This is a genomic window from Pseudanabaena sp. 'Roaring Creek' (genome assembly GCF_001402795.1).
In the GTDB taxonomy this organism is placed as follows: Bacteria; Cyanobacteriota; Cyanobacteriia; order Pseudanabaenales; family Pseudanabaenaceae; genus Pseudanabaena.
Window position 1 is genome coordinate 1 of record NZ_LIRE01000412.1, and the last position, 16,524, is coordinate 16,524.

Annotated in this window: 13 protein-coding genes; 10 read left to right on the forward strand and 3 right to left on the reverse strand. The window is 44.2% G+C overall.

Annotation, left to right across the window (positions count from 1 at the left end; genetic code table 11):
* The first annotated feature begins 330 nt into the window (after window positions 1-330).
* Both AC805_RS13720 and AC805_RS13725 read left to right on the forward strand, forming a co-directional pair.
* Entirely contained in the window at window positions 331-738 is a 408-nt protein-coding gene (locus AC805_RS13720) for a Fur family transcriptional regulator (RefSeq protein WP_055075948.1), read from the forward strand.
* A gap of 17 nt (window positions 739-755) precedes the next feature.
* On the forward strand, window positions 756-1,295 hold the full coding sequence (locus AC805_RS13725; protein ID WP_055075949.1) for a DJ-1 family glyoxalase III: 540 nt from the start codon (window positions 756-758) through the stop codon (window positions 1,293-1,295).
* Window positions 1,296-1,720: 425 nt separating this feature from the next.
* On the opposite strand, the gene AC805_RS13730 is transcribed toward AC805_RS13725, so the two are convergent.
* Together AC805_RS13730 and ilvB are read right to left on the reverse strand one after the other, a co-directional pair.
* Window positions 1,721-2,206, reverse strand: a complete 486-nt coding sequence (locus tag AC805_RS13730; protein ID WP_009627420.1) for an RNA pyrophosphohydrolase — start codon at window positions 2,204-2,206, stop codon at window positions 1,721-1,723.
* A 214-nt stretch (window positions 2,207-2,420) separates the two neighbouring features.
* Window positions 2,421-4,232 (reverse strand): biosynthetic-type acetolactate synthase large subunit, encoded by a 1,812-nt coding sequence (gene ilvB / locus AC805_RS13735; protein WP_072143624.1) that lies wholly within the window; start codon window positions 4,230-4,232, stop codon window positions 2,421-2,423.
* 331 nt (window positions 4,233-4,563) lie between these two features.
* Between ilvB and AC805_RS13740 the strand changes: the two genes are divergently transcribed.
* The 5 genes from AC805_RS13740 (at window position 4,564) to AC805_RS13760 (ending at window position 10,269) form a co-directional block, all read left to right on the forward strand.
* Window positions 4,564-5,457, forward strand: a complete 894-nt coding sequence (locus tag AC805_RS13740; RefSeq protein WP_055075950.1) for a ferredoxin--NADP(+) reductase — start codon at window positions 4,564-4,566, stop codon at window positions 5,455-5,457.
* 205 nt (window positions 5,458-5,662) lie between these two features.
* Entirely contained in the window at window positions 5,663-6,976 is a 1,314-nt protein-coding gene (locus tag AC805_RS13745) for a cell wall metabolism sensor histidine kinase WalK (protein ID WP_055075951.1), read from the forward strand.
* 27 nt (window positions 6,977-7,003) lie between these two features.
* Entirely contained in the window at window positions 7,004-7,996 is a 993-nt protein-coding gene (locus AC805_RS13750; protein ID WP_009627416.1) for a pentapeptide repeat-containing protein, read from the forward strand.
* A 135-nt stretch (window positions 7,997-8,131) separates the two neighbouring features.
* Entirely contained in the window at window positions 8,132-8,854 is a 723-nt protein-coding gene (locus AC805_RS13755; RefSeq protein ID WP_055075952.1) for a hypothetical protein, read from the forward strand.
* A gap of 65 nt (window positions 8,855-8,919) precedes the next feature.
* On the forward strand, window positions 8,920-10,269 hold the full coding sequence (locus AC805_RS13760; protein ID WP_055075953.1) for a four-carbon acid sugar kinase family protein: 1,350 nt from the start codon (window positions 8,920-8,922) through the stop codon (window positions 10,267-10,269).
* A 41-nt stretch (window positions 10,270-10,310) separates the two neighbouring features.
* Here AC805_RS13760 and AC805_RS13765 read toward each other — a convergent pair whose 3' ends face one another.
* On the reverse strand, window positions 10,311-10,910 hold the full coding sequence (locus tag AC805_RS13765) for a pentapeptide repeat-containing protein (protein WP_082429501.1): 600 nt from the start codon (window positions 10,908-10,910) through the stop codon (window positions 10,311-10,313).
* 518 nt (window positions 10,911-11,428) lie between these two features.
* Between AC805_RS13765 and AC805_RS13775 the strand changes: the two genes are divergently transcribed.
* The 3 genes from AC805_RS13775 to nadB all read left to right on the forward strand — a co-directional run bounded on the left by AC805_RS13775 (window position 11,429) and on the right by nadB (window position 16,313).
* Window positions 11,429-11,848 (forward strand): Npun_F0494 family protein, encoded by a 420-nt coding sequence (locus tag AC805_RS13775; RefSeq protein WP_055075955.1) that lies wholly within the window; start codon window positions 11,429-11,431, stop codon window positions 11,846-11,848.
* Window positions 11,849-12,664: 816 nt separating this feature from the next.
* On the forward strand, window positions 12,665-14,257 hold the full coding sequence (locus tag AC805_RS13780) for a hypothetical protein (RefSeq protein ID WP_055075956.1): 1,593 nt from the start codon (window positions 12,665-12,667) through the stop codon (window positions 14,255-14,257).
* Window positions 14,258-14,735: 478 nt separating this feature from the next.
* Window positions 14,736-16,313 (forward strand): L-aspartate oxidase, encoded by a 1,578-nt coding sequence (gene nadB / locus AC805_RS13785; protein WP_055075957.1) that lies wholly within the window; start codon window positions 14,736-14,738, stop codon window positions 16,311-16,313.
* The last annotated feature ends 211 nt before the right edge of the window (window positions 16,314-16,524 follow it).

Here is a 16,524-nt window from a genome sequence, read left to right on the forward strand (position 1 = left end):
GTAAGTAGCTAGGCATAAGTAAACTTAAAACCGAGAAGAGCATACCGCCCGCGCAGCGGGCGGTATGCTCTCTGGTTTTGTTTTTTAATTATGCCGAACTACTTAGAAACCTATAGCTTTCGCTAGTCTTATGCGGACACAATACCAATCCACGAAAGTGTGATAACACTTTTGTGAATTAAACACCAAATCCAGTAAGGTTTTGAGATTCCCAAAATGGCAACGCCATTTTGGGAATTGGTATAAAACCAGAAGACGAGTGGCGACGCGAAGCGTCTTACAAGTGCTAGCTATACTTAGAAAATATCTGCTTGGGCAAAATCTAACAGCATGAAAGAAAAACTCACTCGCAGTCAAGAACGAGTGCTCCACCTCCTCCAACACCACGAACGCGCTATATCAGCACAGGATATTCACTCGGAATTACGCAATAGTGAAAAAAGTGTGGGTCTAGCGACGGTCTATCGTTCGCTCGACACTTTAAAAATGCAAGGGCTGATCAAAGCATTGACCCTACCCAATGGTGAAACCGTTTATAGCGTCACACCCACGGACAGACACCATCTCAATTGCCTAAATTGCGGTAAATCCTTGCCCATTGATAGCTGCCCCATTCACGATCTCGGCAATCAACTAGCCAAAAAGCATACTTTTCAAATTTACTATCACACCCTTGAATTTTTTGGATTGTGCATTCAATGCCAAGAGCCCAATCAAAAGACAGTAGCTAATCTATAAAACATATCTAGAAACTTATGTCTAGCGTACTCGTTCCCCTATTTGCAGGCTTTGAAGAAATAGAAGCAGTCACCATTATTGATGTGTTGCGTCGCGCCAATATAGAGGTTATTACGGCTAGCTTAGACCAATTAACGGTAATTGGAGCCCATGCGATCGCCATAATTGCGGATACAACTCTCGATCGCGTCGAGCCGAGTAAATTTGATGCGATTGTCCTTGCTGGTGGGGCTGGTACTTTCCGCTTGCGAGAGGATCCACGCATCGCCGCCATTCTCAAGGCTCAAGCAAAGGTAAATAAGCTCGTCGCGGCTATCTGTGCTGCTCCTACGGTTCTGTCCGATGCAGGACTCTTGAAGGGTAAACGCGCTACATCCTTTCCCGCAGTCCAAGAGCAACTAGAGGTTGGCGAATATTTAATAGATTCCGTAGTTGTAGATGGCAATGTGATCACTAGTCGTGGCGCTGGAACGGCTATGGTCTTTGCTCTCAAATTAGTTGAAGTTTTGCGAGATGAAGCGATCGCCGACAAATTGGCTAAAGATATGCTTGTTTAATTCTGGCTTGAGCGATAGAACTTGCTTCCCTTTTCATTAATTAGGTGAATGCAAGTAACCCGTAGTATAAAAAAAATCCAATTATAGGAATAAAAGCTAAAAAACCTAAAAGAGGTGATTTAGCAAGTTTTGCTGGGGTAGTAAAAAAGGGTGCAATTAAGACGACGAACAAGGAAATAAGCCAAAGGTATAAATTGACAAAGGGAAGAATGAAGACGAGAGTTAGCCACCATAAAGAAATCCCAGCGCAACGAAAAGTCGCCCAAATCTGGAAAATGGGGATGGGAACCCATACCAACCAAATGTAATATCATACTTTCGCAATTTGAAAGCCATCTCTCGTATCGCTTTTAACGACTGATGATGCAGTGATCGCAGCGATCGCGCCGTTGCGATTTATCATGCCAGAAGCAGATAACTGGTATTTAGGGTAATTTACCTATGTAATCGCGAATGACAGGGGTAAAAATTTTGACTACCTGTTGATAAACTTCTCTTTTAAATCTCACAATCGACTCTAAGGTTTGTTCGATCGCCATAAATTGGACGACCCGAAACTCGCGATCGTGAACATCTAGCTGACATTCAGAAGCGGGATGATCCCAATAGAAAGCAAACCAACGTTGCCTTTGACCGCAATAGTTTGCCCATTTACCAGATAATTTTAGGGTTGGTGGAAAGTCATAATATAACCATTCGGGATGCACGTAGGCTAATACGGCATTGTTAATACCCACTTCTTCGTAAAGTTCTCGTAAAGCAGCCACTTGTGGATCTTCACCATCATCAATTCCTCCTTGGGGAAATTGCCATGAATCGGGTACACCTAAACGCTCGCCGACTAGCACCTCACCTTTACGGTTAAAAACAATAATCCCCACATTTGGGCGATAGGACTTCTCTGGTGTCATAGTTTTTTATTTAAACAAAGCAAAAGCATAACACCGCCGCTAATTATCATCAAAAAGAGAAATCCCTTCGCTCAGCGAGGGGATTTCTCTAAGGTCGCTGATGACAGCTAAGTAGACAGGTGCAATTAAATATAAAATCCCAAAAGCTGTAGTAATCACTGCGCTTACGCTACAGCTTCGGTCGCGCCACCACATCTTTTCTTTAAACCAATCTTTAAACCAAGACTCGTTCTAATTGAGCCACAGGTTCGGCGATTTTGGGATTGATAGGTGAGCTCTTAGGAGTTTGTAAGCCGACCATTTCCGCATTACTGGCTCCAGGGGGAACCATGGGATAACAGTTTTCATCGCGCTTAACTCGAAAGTCAGCAAATACGGGACCATCATAGGCAATGATCTCCGCTACTGCCGATTGTAAATCGCTAGGTTCAATTACCTTTAAGCCTCTGATACCAAAAGCTTCGGCAAGTTTTACAAAGTCTGGCATACCGACTTCCATGTTGGAAGAGGAATAGCGCTCGTCATAAAAACTCTCTTGCCACTGGCGTACCATGCCTTGCCAACCGTTGTTAACGACGATCACTTTGACCTTGATGCCGTACTGCGCCAAAGTTCCCAGCTCCTGAATGTTCATCTGAATGCTGGCATCACCGCTAATACAGATGACTTGTTCTTCGGGGAGAGCCACCTTTGCCCCCATTGCCGCAGGCATTCCATAGCCCATGGTGCCAAGCCCTGCACTGGAAATCCACTTGCGAGGAGCGGTTTTGATCAGTTGAGCTGCCCACATTTGATGCTGTCCGACATCGGTTGTAAAACAAGCATTGGGAGCTTGTCTGCCAAATTCATAGATGACTTGCTGGGGCGATAGCACATTGTCATAGGTGGGGACTTCAAGGGGATAGTCCTCTTTCCACCGATCGATTTGGACAAACCAATCTTTGGTTTGTATATTTTCTTCGTAACTAGTGGCTTCAAGCATGGCTTGGAGTACTTCCTTTACGTCGCCGACAATGGGTACATCGGGTTTGCGATTTTTGCCAACTTCCGCAGGATCGATGTCAATGTGAATGACTTTAGCGTCAGGGGCAAATTTATCTAAGCGTCCTGTAACGCGATCGTCAAATCTTGCCCCGATCGCGATCAACAAATCGCAGCCCTGAACCGCAAAGTTGGCATAGGCAGTACCATGCATTCCCAACATCCCGACAGAAAGGTAATTGTTTTCATCGTAAGCCCCCTTACCCATGAGGGTTGTGGTTACGGGTAATTGGAAACGCTTTGCTAATTCGGCAATCTCGGCATGGGCATCGGCAAGCACCGCACCACCACCCGCATAGAGTAAGGGTCGCTTAGCCTCGCGAATTAAGGCGATCGCCGCCGCAATCTGATGCAAATGTCCTTTCACCTTGGGCTGATAGCCAGGAAGATCGATCTGCACATCAGGATTGTAATCAAACTCCTGTTGAGCAATATCCTTAGGAATATCAACTAATACTGGTCCTGGGCGACCAGTCCCTGCGATATAAAAAGCTTCAGCAACGATCCGCGCGATGTCCTCAGGCTTACGAATCACATAGGAATGCTTGACGATGGGTAAAGTAATCCCCCAAATATCGGTTTCTTGGAAGGCATCAGTACCAATTGCGTAGGAAGGGACTTGTCCTGTGATCACCACTAGAGGAATCGAATCCATTTGAGCTGTGGCGATGCCAGTGACAAGATTAGTGGCTCCAGGTCCAGAAGTGGCAGCACATACTCCCACCTGCCCAGTCGCGCGGGCATAGCCATCGGCCGCATGGACAGCGCCCTGCTCATGGCGGACAAGGTAATGCTTGATCTCGCCCCTTGCCTCGGCTTGATAGATTTCGTCGTACACTGGCAGTATTGCTCCACCAGGATAACCAAAAATATGTTTCACTCCTTGCCTTCTCACACTATCGATGAGAGCAAATGCACCCGTTGTACGCAAAGTAGCCTCCTCTAGACTCCTAACTTTAATAACTCTAAAATTTTCGCGTTCCAAGCCAAATCCTTGATCCAAATCTGCTGAAGCATTTCTAGGTATTTTTCGCTCTTTACTACGAATAAGTAGTTTATAGCAAGTACCTTAAGTTGATATTTTGTAGCAATTGTATCGATAATAACATAGACAAGCTGACACAAAGCTGCTAGGTGTGATGTCTCAATCAGTTCTAGAAGAGCTCAGTCAGTCCGTATCACGGGTACGCAATATTAACAAACATGTAATATTTGCCCCACGAAAGAGATCTTTAGGTTACAGAATACCGACAAGTGGCATTTGAAAATATAATGACTTCGTGTCCTTCTGTCATATACCGTCCATATAACTTCCCATGAGTGCAAATTCAGAAAAAGATATTCCTGTCAATATCTACCGCCCAGCCAATCCCTTTACAGCAAAATGTATTTCCAATGATGTACTGGTAAGACCAGGAGCCGTTGGTGATACGCGTCATGTAAAGATTGATATCTCTGGCGGCGATCTTCGTTATTTAGAAGGTCAAAGTATTGGTGTCGTTCCTCCAGGTGAAGACAAAAACGGTAGACCCCATAAACTTCGTCTCTACTCGATCGCCTCAACTCGTCTCGGTGACGATCTTGATGGTAAGACCCTATCCTTAAGCGTCAAGCGTTTAGAGTATCAAAATGAAGCAGGTGAGACCATCAAAGGAGTCTGCTCTAACTTTTTGACCGATCTTAAGCCAGGTGAAGAAGTGAAGCTAACGGGACCAGTTGGGAAGGAGATGCTGTTACCCGATGATCCTAATGCCACAATCATCATGATTGCTACAGGTACAGGTATTGCCCCATTTCGGGCTTTCCTATGGCGCATGTTTAAAGAACAGCATCCCGATTACCAGTTCAAGGGTTTAGCTTGGCTCTTTTTTGGCGTACCTACCGATACGACAGTTTTGTATAAGCCCGATCTAGAGTGGATGGCCTATAAACATAAACGTCATTTCCGCTACGATGTGGCGATTAGCCGCGAACAAAAAAATGCTAACGGTGAGAAGATGTACATCCAAAACCGCATGGCTGAATATGCTGATGAGTTATGGGAGCTACTCCAAAAGCCCACAACCCACACTTATATGTGTGGTCTCCGTGGTATGGAAGATGGCATTTCTGAGTTCATGACTAAGACAGCAGCCAAGAGCGATGTTGTTTGGAAAGATTTTGAAAAGCAACTCAAAAAAGACGGCCGTTGGCATGTTGAAACTTACTAAGTAGCTAAGCATAGCTAAACTTAAAACCCAGAAGCCCGTATTGCTCGCCTAGCGGTCGGTATGGATTCTGGTTTTGATTTTTTAATTATGCTGAACTACTTAAAAGTTGCAAATTATGAAAATTAAAGGGTCGTAAATTCGACCCTTTAATTTGAGTATTTGAGTTTGGGAATTTGGGCTTACTGATAATTTCTTAACTACAAAAATGGAACTGTTCTGGCTATTCGTAGGGATTGGGATTGGTGCGATCGCCACTAGTGCTTGCTGGGTAAGCTGGAATTATGCCAAACAAAGACATAAACGTAAATTTCGGAAGCGATCGCACAATGGTTTTAAGAACAGATCGATCCATAGCCTGAAATCTTGGGCAGAGAACTTAAATCAAAATAGCCGTCTCGAGCGGGAATCCTCAGAGAGCATTGCCCCCGATGACGATGAAGTTGAAAGCCTATTGGCAAAAATTGTGGAAGTCGCTCCCATTGGCTATATCCAAGTTGATCAAGACAATCGCTTAGCAATATGCAATGAAAGGGCTGCCACGATGATGGGTATTGCCAATCACCATCATGGCTTACTTCGCAAACCATTTTTATTACAACTAATCCGATCCTACGAACTCGATCATTTGGTCGAAAAAACGCGAGCGCTAAGCCACAGTGATCGAGTTGATTGGGTATTTCATCCTGCGATTCCCGATCCCGCTAATCCCGTACCACAGATGGGCAGACCAATTCGTGCCCATAGTATTTATCTGGGACGCGGTCAGGTGGGAATTTTTTTGGAAGATCGGCAAGAGGCAATTGCCATCACGCAGCAACGCGATCGTTGGACATCAGATATTGCCCATGAATTAAAAACACCCCTGACATCAATCCGCTTGGTTGCCGAGATGATCGAATCCCGTGTCGATGCTTCCGCAAAAATTTGGGTAGAGCGACTGCTGGGGGAAGTAGAGCGGATGACAAAACTCGTACAGGATCTTCTCGAAATTGGACAGATGGATGTCGGCATTGCTCCGCCCCTCAACCTAAAGGAAGTAAATTTATCCATACTGATACAGGCGGTGTGGTTAACTCTTGAGCCATTAGCAAATCGAAAGCAAGTTAAGCTCAACCATATTGGGGATAGGTCATTAACATGGCTACTTGATGAGTCGCGGATCTATCGACTCTTGCTCAACTTATGCGACAACAGCATTAAACACAGTCCATCACTTCAGTCGATTACAATCAAAACTAGCGTGGTAGACTCGACTCTACATATAGAAACCATTGACGCTGGTGACGGCTTTCCTGAAGAAGCTTTACCCTATATTTTTGATCGCTTTTATCAAATCGATCTATCGAGAACGAGATCGGGACTAGATCGCGGCGGGAGTGGCTTAGGTTTAGCGATCGTGCGTCAGATCGTCACCCTCCACCATGGCGCGATCGATGCCAAAAATCATCCTGAAACTGGAGGAGCATGGATTACGATCTCAATTCCCACACAAACGAATTTTGCTACTACCACTTTGTAAGGCTCAGAGTACTTATTTAACTAAATCATGAGCGCAGAAAAACTCCTGAAAGACTATGCTTCTGGTCGGCGTGACTTTGCTAGCTTAAATCTCGCTAATGCCAACTTATTTAATAGCGATCTAATTGGTATTAACTTGACTAAGGCTGACCTGAGACGCACCAATTTTGTCTTTGCCTATTTAAATAAAGTCACCTTTAATCATGCCAATTTATCAGGTGCAAAACTTGGTGGCGCAACTCTTAACCAAGCGATCATGATGAGTGCAAACCTCACGGAGGCTGACTTGCATGGAGCCATGCTACAGCGCGTCAATCTATTTGGGGCAAATCTTTCTCTTGCTAACTTAATGGATGCCAATCTGAGTGAAGCTGATTTACGAAGTGTCAATCTGCGCGGGGCAAATCTACGTTGTGCGATCCTGAGCGCTGCGCTTATGCGTGAGGAACGAGGTTATCCTCCCACTAACATGGTGGGTGCAAATTTACGTAAGGCGGACTTGCGGGGCGCAAATCTCAGTGGCTCTGATCTTACGGGGGTAGACTTATCTGGGGCAAATCTCAGCGAGGCAACGCTTTCGAGGGTGAATTTGCAAGGAGCAAATCTCAGTGGGGCGATCGCTATTGGCACTATTTTTACGGAGGTAAATCTTAGTCAAGCCAATCTCACCGAGGTGAATCTCAAGGGGGCGAACCTCATGAAAGCGGATCTCAAAAATGCGAATCTGCGTCTTGCTAATTTATTTGGGGCAAATCTTAGTAAAGCCAATCTCAGTATGGCAACTTTAAGTAATGCAGGGTTGATTCAAGCGATACTTACAGGCAGCGATTTATCGCGATCGCTTCTTGATCGAGCCAATCTCAGTCAAGCCAGTTTAGTAGATGCTTATTTGGTTAGGGCTAATCTGGATGGAGCCGATCTGAGCAATGCCATCTTGACCCGAGCCGAGCTTAGTGGTGCTAGTACCATTGGCACAATCTTTAGTGGGGCAACTATGCCCGATGGTAAATCCCATCCATAGTTCAGCCCATGAGATATTGCTCTAGCAATGTCCTATTCTTGATGGCGTTGCCATTTTGAGCATTGGTATTACCTTGACGTATACCGCCTTCATCAATCAATATGACAACTGAGCATTGCATCGCCTAACAAAAATATGGAAGATTCAAGTCTTCTAGAGGAAGTTATAGATAGCTTGGAGCAAGACAGCAATGTACTTCGCATCAAACGACTTATCCTCTTCACCTGTCATGATTCTTGGTCAAATGATGTCAACGAAGTTAAAGCGTTGCACGTACGTGAACTTGTGCGTGAATTGATGATCCTGTTTCCCGATCTCAATATGCTCAAGCACAAGCTAAATAGCCATGTCAAACAACTAAGTAAGCAATCAGACTATCTGCTTGCGGCAGATAATATTATTGATAGCCTTGGCTTTCTCTATACCTTGCGTGATGAAGGTAAACTTCCCCATAGCTTTTTAAATCCAGAGGTATCGAATGTCCCTATTAGCCAGTCGGTATCTAGCCACGATCTGCATGAGAAAAATGACTTTGATACGGTTCCCCATCGGCATAACCTGAAACATTTAACAAATCTGTTCGATTTACGTGCGGATATATCGCGGAATATTAGCCCTCTCCATGCCAAAATTTTACTATTCTCAACCCTAAACTATCGTTTTAGTCCCCAAGAACGTGACTGGTCAGCCCTATATACCTATGACATTGACGATTTGATCCAAACTTTGTTTCAAACCTACGAAACCGTTGAATCCCTAGAAAAACGATTAGCTGAGGTATGCCTAACCCTCGATCAACCTGAAGATGCGAAACGTGCGTCAGCCGTAATTTTGCAAGCTTTAAAACCATTCTATTAAAGCGAATCGTCACAAATTGTCTTGGCGATTGGTATACTCATCAGACAAACGCTATCTAGAAAGCAATGGCAGCTACTTCTTCTCGGCAACCTAAAATTATTGTGCTTGATGACGATCCGACAGGTTCGCAAACGGTACATAGCTGTCTATTACTGACTAGATGGGATGTGGATACTTTGCGGATCGGTTTAGCGGATGCTTCTCCGATTATGTTTGTATTGACCAATACCCGATCGCTTACCGCCGAAGATGCCACCAAGGTGACTCGTGAAGTTTGCCGCAATCTCAAGCCTGCCCTTGCTGCCGAAGGTATTCAAGAATTTTTGATTGTCAGTCGTTCCGATTCGACTCTGCGGGGACATTATCCCGTCGAGACGGATGCGATCGCCGAAGAGCTAGGCGATTTCGATGCACATTTTTTAGTGCCTGCATTTTTTGAAGGTGGACGCTTTACGAAATCCAGTATTCATTATTTAGTTGTCAATGGCGTACCGACCCCAGTCCACGAAACTGAATTTGCCAAGGATTCAGTATTTGGCTATCGACATAGTTATTTACCTGATTATGTTGAGGAAAAAACTAAGGGAAAAATTCCTGCGACAAATGTACAGCGGTTTTTGTTGGGGGATATTCGTTCGGGCATTCGGCAACGTTTAGCGCGTTTGTCCGATAATCAATGCGGTGTGGTTGATGCGGAAAACCAAGCCGATCTCAATCAATTTGCCTCGGATGTTTTGGCGATCGCCGCTACGGGCAAACGGTTTCTTTTTCGCAGTGCCGCAAGTTTATTGACAGCCCTTGCCAAGTTGCCCCCGCAGCCGATCGCCGCTGAGGACATGTCAAAATATATGCGATCGCACAAGGCAGGCGTGGCGATCGTTGGTTCCCATGTCAAAAAAACAACGGAACAACTCGAAAATCTACTCAAAGCCCCCAATACCTTCCCCGTGGAGATTGATGTCTCTCGTCTGTTACAAGATACGGCGACTCAGTCAAAAATACTGCAAGAGGAAGCCCTATTGCAGGTGCAGCAGGCTCACGCATCAGGAAAAACAGCCGTAGTATTTACCAGTCGTAAAGAATTGGAATTTACCGATATTGCAACGCGCCTTGCCTTTGGGCAATCTGTCTCCGCCCTATTAATGGCGATCGTCCAAAATTTACCCGCCGATATTGGCTTCTTAATTAGTAAGGGTGGGATTACTTCTAACGATGTTTTAAGCAAAGGTTTAAATTTACCTACAGCAAGACTATTGGGACAGATTCTTGCGGGTTGTTCGGTGGTACGTACTCCAGCCGATCATCCCCGTTTCCCCGATCTTCCCGTTATCCTATTCCCTGGTAATGTCGGTGATGCCAATGCCTTAGCAATGGTTTACAGCAGACTCGCGATCGGGATTGAAGCGGACAACTGAGCCTGAAGATTGCCAGAAACTCATTTTATTTACTCAATTACTTACAAATTTGTCTCTTCTAGGCTCGTATTGTTTAAGCTGGTTCCTAGAAGTAATGCATTCGTGAAATCACTTTTGAGTAAGTTTGTATTGTCTAAATTGGCTTCAGTCAAATCAGCATTTTGCAGGTTAGCGTAACTAAGATTGCAACTAAAGCAATTTGCCCCCGTCAGATCTGCTCCCTGCAGATTGGCAAACTCAAGATGAGCGTTGCTCAGATTCGCACCCCGTAAATTTGCGTTTTGAAGACTTGCCCCTCTTAGAATTGCGCCACTTAAATCGGCTCCCCCCAGATTTGCCTCCCTTAAATTGGCATTGCTCAAATCGGCATTAGTCAAGTTTGTAAAGCTTAAAGTTGATTGTTCTAAATTTGCCCCGCGCAAATCAGCTTCGCTTAGATCAGTTAGGTCAAGATCGGCATTTCGCAAGTCCGAGCTGGTCAGGTTAATAGCTGATAGCTTGCAGCATGATAATTTCAGCCCAGAAAAATTTTCGTAATCAAAATCTTTACGACCTAACTCATACATTTTTTTTAGTGCCATTCCCATCGCAAGGGCATTAGTTGGATGAGAGTGAGTTTTAGGATTTTGGGTAGACATCATGACGATCGCTCACTAGCTGGAACATATAGTTGCTGATAGTAACTAATGGTTTAAATATAGAATAGTCTCCTTCGATTGCACTTCACCCTATAGGATTGCATAGCGCTAACAATAACTCCCAAAGATAGGCTTACTATGGGGAGCGATCCAAAGCCCACAGATTATTTGTAATTGGGTTAGAATAATAGTAATAAATATCATTTAAAAATATTTATTGTCATTTATTATCAACTTTTATTAGCAATAGAGAGAATTATGTCTAAAGAACAAAAGGGCAATAAAGAGACTAAAAAGCCCAAGAAAGATCCTTCCGAAAAGAAGGATAAGAAAGATCCTAATAGATACAATTAAATCAAGATAAATTAAGATTATCTTGATTTTAATAAAGGATAGCCCCTATCTTTTGTCACGTTAAGAAGATAATGCTAGCTTGGCTCTGGGCTACTAGTATTATTTTTAAAATATAGCCCTATGGAAATATGTTGAAATATAAAGATATAGAATCTTAAATTATCGTTATGGCAACTGAAATTCTCGATAGGAGCAATAGCAAAGATTTTGCTGAATATGCGCCCCAAATAGTACAAAGAGCCGAAATAGCTTTACGTTGCGCCCCCTTTACAGTGAAATTGCTTGCGGATATGGCTATACAGGGTGTAAATCTTAGGGCGATCGCTGGTCATGAAGGGCTTAAAAACCAATATTTGACGCATCAGACCAACCTAATCATTACGGAGAATTCCTTGCTATGGTTGATCCAAGTTGGAATATTGCGGCGCGAGGTTGATGGTCAAGGTATTACTGATAGTTTTCGGTTGACTCCGATGGGACATTTTCTATTAGATAAGTGGCAAACACAGCCAAAATTTCCGATCGCTAGTTTTTGCGATCGCTTGCAAAATTTTTGGATGCAAATTCAAATATCTCGATTTCTGTAGCCTCTTTTATAGCTATAGTCACTTGAATTAGGACAAATCAAAACCCAAGAATTAATTGGCGGCGCTTTGCGCCGCCAATTAATTCTTGGGTTTTATGTCCTAGTACACTTGGCGACAGCTATAAAAGAACTAAGTAGCTAGGCATAAGTAAACTTAAAACCCAGAAGAGCATACCGCTCGCTGCGCGGGCGGTATGCTCTTCTGGGTTTGGTTTTTAATTAGGTATAGCCCACTAATACCAAAGCTCAAAATGGCATAGCTATTTTGAGCTTTGGTATTAGTGGGCTGAATTAAATATAAAACCCTAAAACCTGTGACGCAGGCGCAGCGTGCGCCGCAGGTTTTGGCTCTGAATTTTAATTGTGCTGAGATGCTTAGAAATTATTGGTTTGAGAGGTTTTTAGAAAAAATGGAACTAAAACTTCATTAGATCGTCCCATAGCTGAGGGCTATGGCAACTATACGCGCCAGCATTCATCCAGCATTCCTGTAGAGCTTTGCTCTTCAACCCAAATCACAGAAAAGGCTTAGAACTGTTACATTGCAACAATTTTAAGCTTTTCCTGATAGTTTGGGTGGTTGACAGTAACTGTAAGTTGGCTCTAGCAAATCACGTAAGTCGTTCGGCATAGTTAAGACCCAAAACCAGAGAGCGTAACGCCCGCTTAGCGGGCGTTACGCTCGTCTAGGTCTTGAGTTTACTTATGCTTGGCTACTTAGTACAAAATCACGTAGTACAAGTCACTTAGTACAAGTCACTTAGTACAAGTCACTTAGTACAAATCACGTAGTAAATTGAGTTAGGAATAAATCATAATGAATATTTTCCGTAAAATTTTTCGCAATCAACTGAGTAATAGAATTCAGAAGGCTTCTTTATCAATTATTGCTGCAACCCTCACTACGACTCCTTTTCTCTCTACGTTAGAAGCGATCGCTGACCCACTGACTCCACAAACGATCGCCCAAGTTCCACAGGATTGGCAGACGGGAGTTCAGCTACTCCGCCTACTTGATAATTCGGGCAATCTTTCTAGTATTGGCATTCTCTTCGATATTGCTAATAAGCCTTCGACAACCTATGCGAATGCTGTTTATCAATTGTATGTAAGGCGTTCTGGGGAATGGCGCGAAGTTTATACCAACTCAGGAGCAAGACTCCTCTCCAAAAATTCAGGGCGGCAAATTGCTCCTGTGGAAGTAATTCCGTTAAATTTACTCAGCGAAAAGATCTCTCTTGATGATATTTACAATGGCGATCTCAAGGCTATTACTAGCGTTCGCTACGATTTGCCTAATGGAGTGAAGGATTCGAGATTTGAGATTGAAGAAATCAAGTCTTTCTCTTCCATTACCACAACGAGATTGTCTGAAATTAATACTGGAAGAGTAACTTCCGTTGTAACTTCTTCGAGCAATTCCTCTAATAACTCCTACAATACGGTAAATGGTTCGGGACTTTCCGATCGCGATTTAGGAATCTCTAGTTCTCAATCGACCAATACGCAATCCAGTCAAACTACCATCGTCCAGACTACTAATGTCCAGACTGATAGTTCGGTCAAACCGTTGAAACCGATCGTTGAATCTAGAAAGTATCGCGGTGATGAAGATGATGAATATGAGGGTGATGATCGCAAAGATCGCGATCGCGACGAAAAGCAGCCTGACGGTGTGGAAATGTCAAAGAAGAATCCCCATCGCGGACATTTTAGCCTTGCCGTTTTGCAAAACCCCGCGAGTACATCTCAGGTCATTGCCAGATTGTCTCTCCGTTCCAAGCGCCCCAAAGGATTCCTCGAAGAGCGCTTTTTAGGGGATTATCGCTTCACAATTAACCAACGGGCTACCTTTATCCGTGGCTTAAATCCAGGCGATCGCTTAGTTGTCAGATTGTTCGATGTGAATAATCGTCCTTTAGGCTATAGCGAAGTTCAGCTACTCAAAGACTTTTCTGCCATTAGCCTGATTTTACCCAGCGATCCCTCCGCTTACGGAACTTTAAGAACTATCTCTGGTATCGATTCTCAACATATCGGTCTCATTGACAGCAATACTAAAGTCTATGACTATTTCACGCAAATTCAGACGACGAGTATTCTCACAGAGAGCGTGGCGCGATTTTTGACCACTTCACAGGGCATTCCGATTGGGTTATTTAACGTTGCAGGACTACCTCAAGCAACCAATAATTGCACCTATACCAATGCTTTTGCGAAGGGTGAGCGATCGCTGATCGATCGGACGATTAGTGTATTTACTAAGGATATGCCTCCTGTAATGCAGGTTCTTCCAGGACAGCTATCACCTTTAATTCCAATTGAGAACTCGCAGTCTACCATCGATGTAGTTCGTAAGATTTTAGACTTCAAAGATCTACGTCCCAACGGTATTCCCAGCTTTTTCTAAGTAAGTAGCTAGGCGTAATTAAATATAAAACCTAAAAACCTGTGGCGCACGCACAGCGTGCGCCACAGGTTTTTAATCTGGATTTTAATTATGTCTAGCTACTTAGTTCAGCATAGTTAAAAGACCAAATTAGAGAGCGTACCACTCGCTAGGCGGGCGGTACGCTCTTTTTATGCTTCGCTACTTAACAGCAATTATCGATCAAACGAACCACAAGGAAATTTTTGAAAGCGTTGCTTTGCAACGCTTTCAAAAATTTCCTTGGTTTGGGTTTGAGCGCGAAGCGCTGTAAATTCAAACAAAAAAAGTGCAAATAAGCCCGAAGAGACAAGTGGCAGCGCAAAGCGCCGCCACTTGTCTCTTCGGGCTTACGTCTTAAGCAAACCTTACGTTGCTATATACTGGGATTGGGTGTGGAGAGTGTCAAATTGATCTAATATCGAATCTTATCGAAATACTGACAACTTGGCTTTACTTGATGAACCAAACAAGGTTTGACGCTTTGATCGTCGGCAGTGGTGCTGCTGGTCTATATACTGCTCTCAAAATCACCGAATTAGCACCAAACTGGCGTATTGGGTTAGTGACCAAAGATAACCTATCAACCTCTGCGAGTGATTGGGCGCAAGGAGGAATAGCGGCGGTTATCGACAAAAATGATGCGCCTCAGTTTCACGGCAAAGATACTCTACAGGCTGGCGTTGGTTTGTGTGAAGCAGAAGCCGTAGATATTTTAGTGAATGCCGCACCCCGACAAATTCAACAGTTGATCGCTCTTGGGGTTGACTTTGATCGCGCTGAAGATGGCAGCTTAGCCTTAACCCTAGAAGCTGCCCATTCAAGGCGGAGAGTGTTACATTCTGCGGATACAACGGGTAGAGCCTTGGTATCGAAGTTAGCGGCGGCCGTACTGCAAAATCCTCAAATTCAGGTTTTGAGTCAAACCCTAGTTTTGGATCTGCATATGGATAAGGGGCGCTGTGGTGGTGTTTTTTATCTGGATCGAGATCGGGAAATTGGTTGTTTAGTTTCCCCCATCGTGGTGTTGGCGGCTGGGGGAGGCGCTCAGGTCTTTTCTCAAAATACCAATCCTCCATCTAGTACGGGAGATGGAGTAGCGATCGCGTGGCGAGCGGGAGCTGTAATTCGCGATATGGAATTCGTGCAGTTCCATCCCACTGCCCTCGCCTTACCCGATGCACCGAGATTTTTAATCAGTGAGGCTGTGCGAGGAGAGGGAGCGCATTTAATTGATCGCCTTGGCGATCGATTTGCCTTTAATTATCATCCTAAAGGAGAACTCGCCCCCAGAGACGTAGTCAGCCGCGCAATCTTTAGCCATCTCCAGCAAACTAAAGAAGCAACTGTATTTCTAGATTTACAACCCATTCCGAAGCACACAATTTCTCATCGCTTTCCTAATATCATCAAAATTTGTCAACAGTGGCAAATTGATATTTTCTCCACTCCGATTCCCGTAACTCCTGCCGCCCATTATTGTATGGGTGGGATTGTGGTTGATGCTGATGGAGCTACTTCCATTGAGGGATTATATGCGGTGGGCGAAGCTGCTAGTACGGGTGTGCACGGAGCTAATCGTTTGGCTAGTAATTCGCTTTTAGAATGTTTTGTTTTTGGCGAACGTTTAGCAGAAAGGGTTTGCGCTCAACCCACACAAATTTTTGTATTGCCCAAAGCGATCGCCCCGCAACTTGCCGAGCAGGGGAATTCAGCAAATATTCAAAATATTAAATGGGGAATTCAGAACCTCAGTTGGCAAGCGGCGGGAATTTGTCGAGTGCAAGCTGAATTGGAAACTGCCTTGACTGAAATTACTAGATGGCAAGATGAATTAATCAACCTTGCCGAACCATCGCGCCTATGGATCGAAACCCGTAATCTTGCTGATTATGCCTATTTGTTAATGCGATCGGCGCTGTTTCGCACGGAAAGTCGTGGTGCTCATTATCGAGATGACTTCCCCGACACCGATCCCTCTTGGCGATCGCATACCCTCATTAGAGGACAAGATATCTCGCGATCGTCGATTTTGTAATTAAGTAGCTAGGTATAAGTAAACTTAAAAACCAGAAGCGAGTACCGCCCGCTACGTGGGCGGTACTCGCTTCTGGTTTTTTTAAATTATGCTGAACTACTTAGCTTGATAATTAGCCTTTGGGGATTTGTATAGCTGCCGTCAACTGTAAACAAAAGAGGGTTGCCGCGCTCTGCGCGGCAATCCTCTTTTTTGGGTTTGATTTTGTCCT

Coding starts and splice junctions, on each gene's coding strand:
- AC805_RS13780 (WP_055075956.1), top strand. CDS start 12,665: ATGAATATTTTCCGTAAAATTTTTCGCAATCAACTGAGTAATAGAATT.
- AC805_RS13765 (WP_082429501.1), bottom strand. CDS start 10,910: ATGATGTCTACCCAAAATCCTAAAACTCACTCTCATCCAACTAATGCC.
- nadB (WP_055075957.1), top strand. CDS start 14,736: ATGAACCAAACAAGGTTTGACGCTTTGATCGTCGGCAGTGGTGCTGCT.
- AC805_RS13750 (WP_009627416.1), top strand. CDS start 7,004: ATGAGCGCAGAAAAACTCCTGAAAGACTATGCTTCTGGTCGGCGTGAC.
- AC805_RS13740 (WP_055075950.1), top strand. CDS start 4,564: ATGAGTGCAAATTCAGAAAAAGATATTCCTGTCAATATCTACCGCCCA.
- AC805_RS13725 (WP_055075949.1), top strand. CDS start 756: ATGTCTAGCGTACTCGTTCCCCTATTTGCAGGCTTTGAAGAAATAGAA.
- AC805_RS13730 (WP_009627420.1), bottom strand. CDS start 2,206: ATGACACCAGAGAAGTCCTATCGCCCAAATGTGGGGATTATTGTTTTT.
- AC805_RS13720 (WP_055075948.1), top strand. CDS start 331: ATGAAAGAAAAACTCACTCGCAGTCAAGAACGAGTGCTCCACCTCCTC.
- AC805_RS13745 (WP_055075951.1), top strand. CDS start 5,663: ATGGAACTGTTCTGGCTATTCGTAGGGATTGGGATTGGTGCGATCGCC.
- AC805_RS13760 (WP_055075953.1), top strand. CDS start 8,920: ATGGCAGCTACTTCTTCTCGGCAACCTAAAATTATTGTGCTTGATGAC.
- AC805_RS13755 (WP_055075952.1), top strand. CDS start 8,132: ATGGAAGATTCAAGTCTTCTAGAGGAAGTTATAGATAGCTTGGAGCAA.
- AC805_RS13775 (WP_055075955.1), top strand. CDS start 11,429: ATGGCAACTGAAATTCTCGATAGGAGCAATAGCAAAGATTTTGCTGAA.